The sequence below is a fragment of the Candidatus Dedyshia acidiphila genome, from assembly GCF_051025295.1.
Lineage (GTDB): Bacteria > Acidobacteriota > Terriglobia > Terriglobales > Acidobacteriaceae > KBS-83.
This window is the reverse complement of sequence record NZ_JBMGJV010000047.1, coordinates 21,160-27,480: the sequence shown is the minus strand read 5'-3', so window position 1 is coordinate 27,480 and position 6,321 is coordinate 21,160. Positions and strand designations below refer to the sequence as shown.

At 62.5% G+C, this 6,321-nt stretch carries 3 protein-coding genes; all 3 read right to left on the bottom strand.

Features of this window, described 5'->3' with window-relative positions; all coding sequences use genetic code 11:
* Positions 1-2,709 (bottom strand): TonB-dependent receptor (locus tag AC5IJH_RS15940; protein WP_491903821.1); only part of this gene is annotated, 2,709 nt, incomplete at its 3' end.
* A 344-nt stretch (positions 2,710-3,053) separates the two neighbouring features.
* On the bottom strand, positions 3,054-5,162 hold the full coding sequence (locus AC5IJH_RS15935; protein WP_491903820.1) for a PP2C family protein-serine/threonine phosphatase: 2,109 nt from the start codon (positions 5,160-5,162) through the stop codon (positions 3,054-3,056).
* Positions 5,163-5,197: 35 nt separating this feature from the next.
* On the bottom strand, positions 5,198-6,151 hold the full coding sequence (locus AC5IJH_RS15930; protein WP_491903819.1) for a YihY/virulence factor BrkB family protein: 954 nt from the start codon (positions 6,149-6,151) through the stop codon (positions 5,198-5,200).
* Between the last annotated feature and the right edge of the window lie 170 nt (positions 6,152-6,321).

Genomic DNA, 6,321 nt, shown 5'->3' with positions numbered 1-6,321 from the left:
GAGGTAGCTGACCTGCGCATCCACCTGCGTGTGCGGATAGATGTAGGTGTCGGACTTCGGGCCCTTGATGCCACCCGGCGTCGGGTCCGTAGGGGTTCCCAGGATCGGTGTCCCGTCCTGATATCCGTACTGCCACAAATAACCGTCGTTGTGTGACAGACCCATGCGCGCAGACAGGTTGTACTTATCGTAGGTCGCGTCGAAGTTGTAATTATTCGGAGCGGTCCGTTGCAGAGTCGGGTGATCCGAGCGTCCGGGGAGACCGACCACTGAGGCCACGTAGCTGTAGTTGGCGCGGAACCCGGCCCCACCGAGCGCGCCCGGCAGGCGGCTGAAGCGCTGCTCCCAGCTGGTCTCAAAACCGATCAGGTGAGCCGCTCCGAGGTTGAGCGGTGCGCTCTCGTAGTACTGCCCGGTCGGTTCGCCCGAAGGCGCGTAGTTGACCAGCTGCGAGCCGTTGCCGATGTAGTCGTAGAGCATCTTGTAAAAGACGCCGCCCTGGATGACGCCCACGTTCTTGAGATAGTGCTCGCCGAGCAGATCGATGTTGTGCGCCCAGGTTGCCTTCAGCTTCGGGTTCCCGGCGCTGAGAGCGGGGTTGGCGCCATCACCGTGGCCATTGTTGCCGACCGTCGGATCGTAGGTGAGATACGGCGCCAGATCCGAGTAGTTCGGGCGCGCGATGCCGATCGAGTAGGCCAGACGGAAATCTGTGTACTCGCCAAGGTTGTACTGCAGGCTGGCGCTCGGCAGGACAAAGGTGTAGTCGTGGCTCAGGTTTGCCGGACCGTTATTCCCGTTCGCATCGGTCTGATAGCCGCGCACGGCGTCGCTCGTCGACTCCACCCGCAGGCCGGTGTAAACGCGGAAGCGGTGATAGGTAAATGCATTCTGAGCGTAACCGGCATAGACACGTTCATTCACCTTGGAAGCAGCCGCCAGATTGTCAGCGTCCTGCGTGTCGAGCGTGAACTGCCCGGCATTGGCCTTGTAATACGCGAGAATGCTGGTGGCCTGCGCATCCGGTCCGGGTGAGTACTGGCCGAAGTAGTAGTTACTCCCGCGGCTCCGGTTGCTCGGAAACTGGCTCAACAGCGGATTCGCACCAGAGGCTGTGGCATTCGTCTGCGAGTAATTCTTGATCACGTCGCGGGCACGGAACCCAATCTGCCAGGTGCCGAAGACCGAGGTACGCGCGTACCCATGCGCATAATCGACGTATCCCTCGGCGTTGCGTTGGAAGGTATGCGAATCACCGAGACTGATACTTTTCAGCGAGTACTGGGATGCATCATCCACACTCACGTTGCCGGGCGTTGAGACGGGGTTGATGTGCGGCAGGTGGATGTTCTGGTTGCTGTAGGTATACCCGACGTTCTGCAGGCCGTCGAACGTGGAATAGTCGGAGCCCCCGGTGAAGCTTGCCTGACCGAGCCCGGCGCCCAGGGTGAGCGTGCCGTTCGGGCCGAGCTTGCGCTGGCCGCCGGCGAGCAGGTTCCAGATATTCTGCGTGGGTCGACGATAATTGTCTGCGTACTGCGTGCTGCCGGTATCGTCCGTCGTCGTCGGTGAGGTGAAGTTGCCGATGTTCAGCGTCTTGATCGTATTTTCACCGTAGTTGTTGAAGTACGAGTACAGCCCCTTCAGGAAGATCGTCGAGTCTTCGCTGAACTTGTAGTCGAGCGTGCCACCGAAGCCATAGCGCGACCGATCGTAGAAGTAGTCGCGAATATCGATCGTGTTCGGCGCGTTGACTGTCTGTCCAGTCGGATTACCGTCGGCATCAACGATCTTATTCACCGTCTGGCCTGGCTCGATATCGTTGATGCCACGGCCGTTCCAGTCGTAGCTGCCGGAGATCAGCGCGCCGAGCTTCTTGTTCAGCAGGCGCTGTCCGTAGGTCGCAAACACCTGGTCCATGCGGCGTCCGCCATTCAGCGGCGTGCGCCCCAGTACTCCCTGTACGGCGAAGTAGGGCGCGTCGGTCGCCTGGCGGGTGACCATGTTCACCGATCCCCCGATGCCGTCGCCATTCATGTCGGCGGTGAGCGTTTTGTTGAGTTGCAGCGAGCCGACGAGCCCGGCAGGAATGGTGTCGAGCTTCACATTGCGTACGGTCTCAGGCGATGGCAGTTCGACACCATCCACTGTGACGTTATTGAGACGCGGCTCGGTGCCGCGGATCTGAACGTACTTGGCCTCGCCTTCGTCACGCTCGACCGACACGCTGGGCAGCCGCCCGACCGCATCGGCGATGTTGACGTTCGGCAGACTGTTGATGACCTCGGACGGCAGCACCTGCACGATGTTGAGCGACGTGCGCTGCACGTTGAGGGCCTCTGCTTCGCCCACTTCCCGCTCTGCCTGCACAATCACTTTCTCGCTGGCGTTGCCGAGCGAGAGCACCGGCGAGACGCTCACGACCTTACCCGGGGTGACCTCGACTTCAGTCGCGTAACTGTCGAATCCGATATAAGAAACCTTCAGGGTGTAGTGGCCAGGGCGCAAGCCGGTCAGCAGGAAGTCGCCATTCTGGTCCGTCTGCGTGGTCTGCGGGCCTGCCGTGATGTTGGGCGTCTTCACCGCAGCGCCGGTGCTTTGTGCCGCGGCTGCGGCGGGCGCGATCTCGACGCGCGCACCCGGCAGGGCCGCTTTGCTCGCGTCCGTCACGCTTCCAGCAAGCGAACCGCGGTCGGCCTGCGCCTGCACACTAAGAGGGAAGGTGAACGCTACAGCTGCCAGGGGCAGCGCAAGGGCCGGAACGAGGAGTGGCGCGGAGAATTTTTTATTTTTCGATAGGTAAGGTCGGGACATTGTTAGGCCTCAGCAGGAGACAGAGCGGACCGCGACAGTGCAGCGTCGCCGCCTCCAACCTCAGTCAAACCGCAGAAGCTTAACGAAAGCTGAATGTGAGTTAACGAGCAGTCGAATTTCACCGGCTTTTCAAAGTTTCGGAGTAGCACCATGAATATTCGAATAACTCAAACTTATCCACGGCGCGATTCACGAATCAGTCACAATCGAGTGGTGATTCAGCCAGTAATCTTCCTGGTCTATGCCTGCCGGGCGAGGACGAGCGTGATGTCGTCCGGCTGCTCCTGCGTGCCGATCCAGGCGCGCAGTGATTGCAGCACCTGGTGCGAGATGGCGGCCAGCGGGAGATGGCGATGCCGCTGCACCATTTCGATCAGCCGCTCCTCACCGAACTCGCCGAACTCGTTCTCCGGCTCGGTCACGCCGTCGCTGTAGGCGATGAGGATGTCGCCGGACGAGAGCACAACCTCGCCCTCCTCATAGAGCATGTGGTCGAGCAGCCCGACTACGGAGCCACCCTGGTCCAGCCGGCGCACCGTGCCATCGGCACACAGGATGAACGGCGGCAACTGGCCCCCGTTTGAGTACACGAGCCGCCGCGACTCCGTGTTGTAGTGAGCAAGGAAGAGGGTGGCGTACTTCTCCGGCTGCGTGCTGCGGTAGAGGTGCCGGTTCAGCAGCCCGAGCACCTTGCCGGGCGAACTGAAGGTGACCAGACCCCGGCGCGGATTCCCGTTCAGCAGTCCGTCCTCTTCGCAGTCTTCGCCGGCAAAGCGATAGGCGCGCACCGCGGAATGGAGCGAGGCCATCAGCAGTGCTGCAGAGATGCCCTTGCCGCTGATGTCGCCCATGGCCAGGGTCAGTTCCCCGGTGCCGGCCACGAGGAAGTCATAGTAGTCGCCCGAAACGGTGCGCGCGGGACGGCAGACCCCATGCAACTCCAGCCCGGGCACCTCCACGCTTTCATGCGGGAAGAGGTTCGCCTGCACCTCCTGCGCGATGGCGAGTTCGCTCTGCATGCGCTCTTTTTCGCGCTGCTGTTCAAGCAGCAGGCCCAGCGATTCAGACATGCGATTGAAAGAGGTGGAGAGAGCGCCGAGTTGGTCGCGCCGCTGCACCTGGATGCGATGGCCCAGGTTGCCGCTGTCGATCGCCACCGTGGCCTGGTAGAGATCGGCGACGGCCTGGGTGATGGTGCGGTTGAGCCGCACCGCCATGAAGAACGCGATCAGCTCAAGGAAGGCGAAGACTGCGGCGAGCGTGATCAGCCCGTAGCGGATCCAGGTGCCGACCACAACGGCCGTGCCGAATAGATGGGCATAGAGCAGCGCCGGTCGCGACGTGACGTTTAACAGGCTCGTGACCGGAGCGCCGCGCTCCCAATCGGTTGTGTTGAGAGGCGCCGAGAAGGTGATGCGCCGGTCCAGGAGGAACACACGGGGCGCCAGCGTTCCGCCACTCACCGTATCTGGACGCTTGGCGAGCACCTGGCCGTTGACGACCCTGCGCGACGGATCATTCGGGTCCAGGTGCTCCGCCGCGCGGTGGAAGTCGGGGATGATGTTGATGGTGCCGAGGCCCTGGGCCAGCCGATCCACCGTCACTGCGTCAAGCGGCATGCTGGAGACGAAGGTGACCTGGTGCTTCTCCGCCCGGCGCGTGTTCACGGCACGCAGGTAGACCCGGCCCCCATCGAGGACAACGCCGCGGAAGCCATCCCGCGACCAGGTGGGGAGCGCCATCGTGTGTCCCACGACGAAGTGCGGCAGCTCGCGATTGCCGCTGATCAGGCGTAGATGGCGCGAGTCCGACCAGGCATCGACAGTCAGCTCGCCGGGGATATCGCGATTCACATTGTCGTAGTCGGCAAGCTCGACCGTCTCTGCACTCTGCGTATGTTCCAGCAGATGCGCGACGTGGATCGCGAAGGACTGATTTTCTCCACTGAGTCGCGCGAGCATCGCATCCAGTTCTGAGGATGCCGCGAACGTGGCGAACTGTCCGGAGAAGACATACGCGGCAATCATCGCGAGCGTGGCGAAGAGCACCACCGGCGCGAGCCCCATGAGCAGGTAGGTGACAATTAGGCGGTTGCGCACCTTCCAGAGCACACGCATGACCATCCAGCGATAGAGCAGGATGGCGCCGAAGACCAGCCACAGGGGGATGGTGGCCAGCAGCATCAGCGTGTCGATGCTGTCAGGAGCGAGGCCGAGCATGAACGTCGGCACCCACAGCACCAGCAGCAGCGTCGTCCAGAACGCACCATGCTCTGCCCACCCGCTCAGCGCGGGCCGGGCAAACGGCTTGAGCACAGCAGCCTCTGCACGCAGCAACAGGTTCGGCATATCAGGCCGAGTGTAGCGCAGGGAGAGTGGGGGTCCTAGCTGTGCGCTAACTCGCGTTCGTCCAGTTCGATCTCGAGGCGCTGGACCTCACGCGCGAGCCGGAGGGCATAGCGCGACGCCGAGTAGTGCGCACCCGCCAGCATCAGCAGGCCGCTGAAGAAGGCCCACATCATGAGCGAGACCGAAACGGAGAAGGGTCCGTACACGGAGCGGAAATCGAGCCAAGGCAGCAGCCAGATATAGAGGAGCTTGGCGAACTCCCAGAGCAGCCCCGTGGTCACCGCAGCGGGAAGCACTGCCAGGAGCGGAAGACGGCGGTTAGGCAGAACCCAGTAGATAAGCAGGAAGATCAGCACGCTGATGACGGCGGCCGAGATCTGGAGCAGCCAGTGCGCCAGGAAGTTGAAGACCACGTTGTCCGTGTTGCCCAGGAAGAGGAAGCTGAGCAGGCTGTGCTGCGCGGCGGTCATTGAGATGGAGAGCAGCGTGAGGATGCCGATCCCAAAGGCGAGGCCGAGCGAAACGAGCTGGTTGTGCAGATAATTACGATTGCCCTTCGCGCCCCACACCTGGTTGAGCGCCACCTCGAGCGGCATGAAAACCCCGGTGGAGGAGACCAGCAGCATGATGAGCGACGCGAACTGCACGCCCCCATGCGCCCGCGACAGGATGGTCATGTTGCGGATGACGAAGTCCTGCCCAGCCGGAAGGAAGTAGCGGACCTCGTCCGCGATGACCGCTTCCATGGCGTGCGAGTGAAAAACGTGCTGTGCCAGCGTGAGCATCAGGACGATGAAGGGGAATAGGGACAGGATGACGTTGGCGGCGACGCTGAAGGCGTAGGTGTGGACCTCGGTCTGCGCCAGGTAGATGGCGAGCGCCTTGATGCGGTCCGGCAGGCTTGCGTCTTCCGCCAGACGTGCCAGCGGCTCTGCGGTGGCTGCACCGGGCCGGGCGGTACGGTCGGGAAAGAGGGTCAGCATTGACATGTCCGCGCGGGCTCCGTGCGGTCGATGCTACCAACGGCGGCGCAGCCGCGCCCTCCCCTGAAGGCGTCAGAGCGTCGAGAACGCAAACAGCGCAAACGGCTCCCAGCGGATTGTGAAGGAGAGAGCACGTCTGTTCACCGTTCGCCGCGTCGCAGATCAGGTGCGTTTGC

What these genes read in the sequence shown, in the direction of transcription:
- AC5IJH_RS15935 (WP_491903820.1), bottom strand. Translation starts at nt 5,162, where the DNA reads ATGCCGAACCTGTTGCTGCGTGCAGAGGCTGCTGTGCTCAAGCCGTTT.
- AC5IJH_RS15930 (WP_491903819.1), bottom strand. Translation starts at nt 6,151, where the DNA reads ATGTCAATGCTGACCCTCTTTCCCGACCGTACCGCCCGGCCCGGTGCA.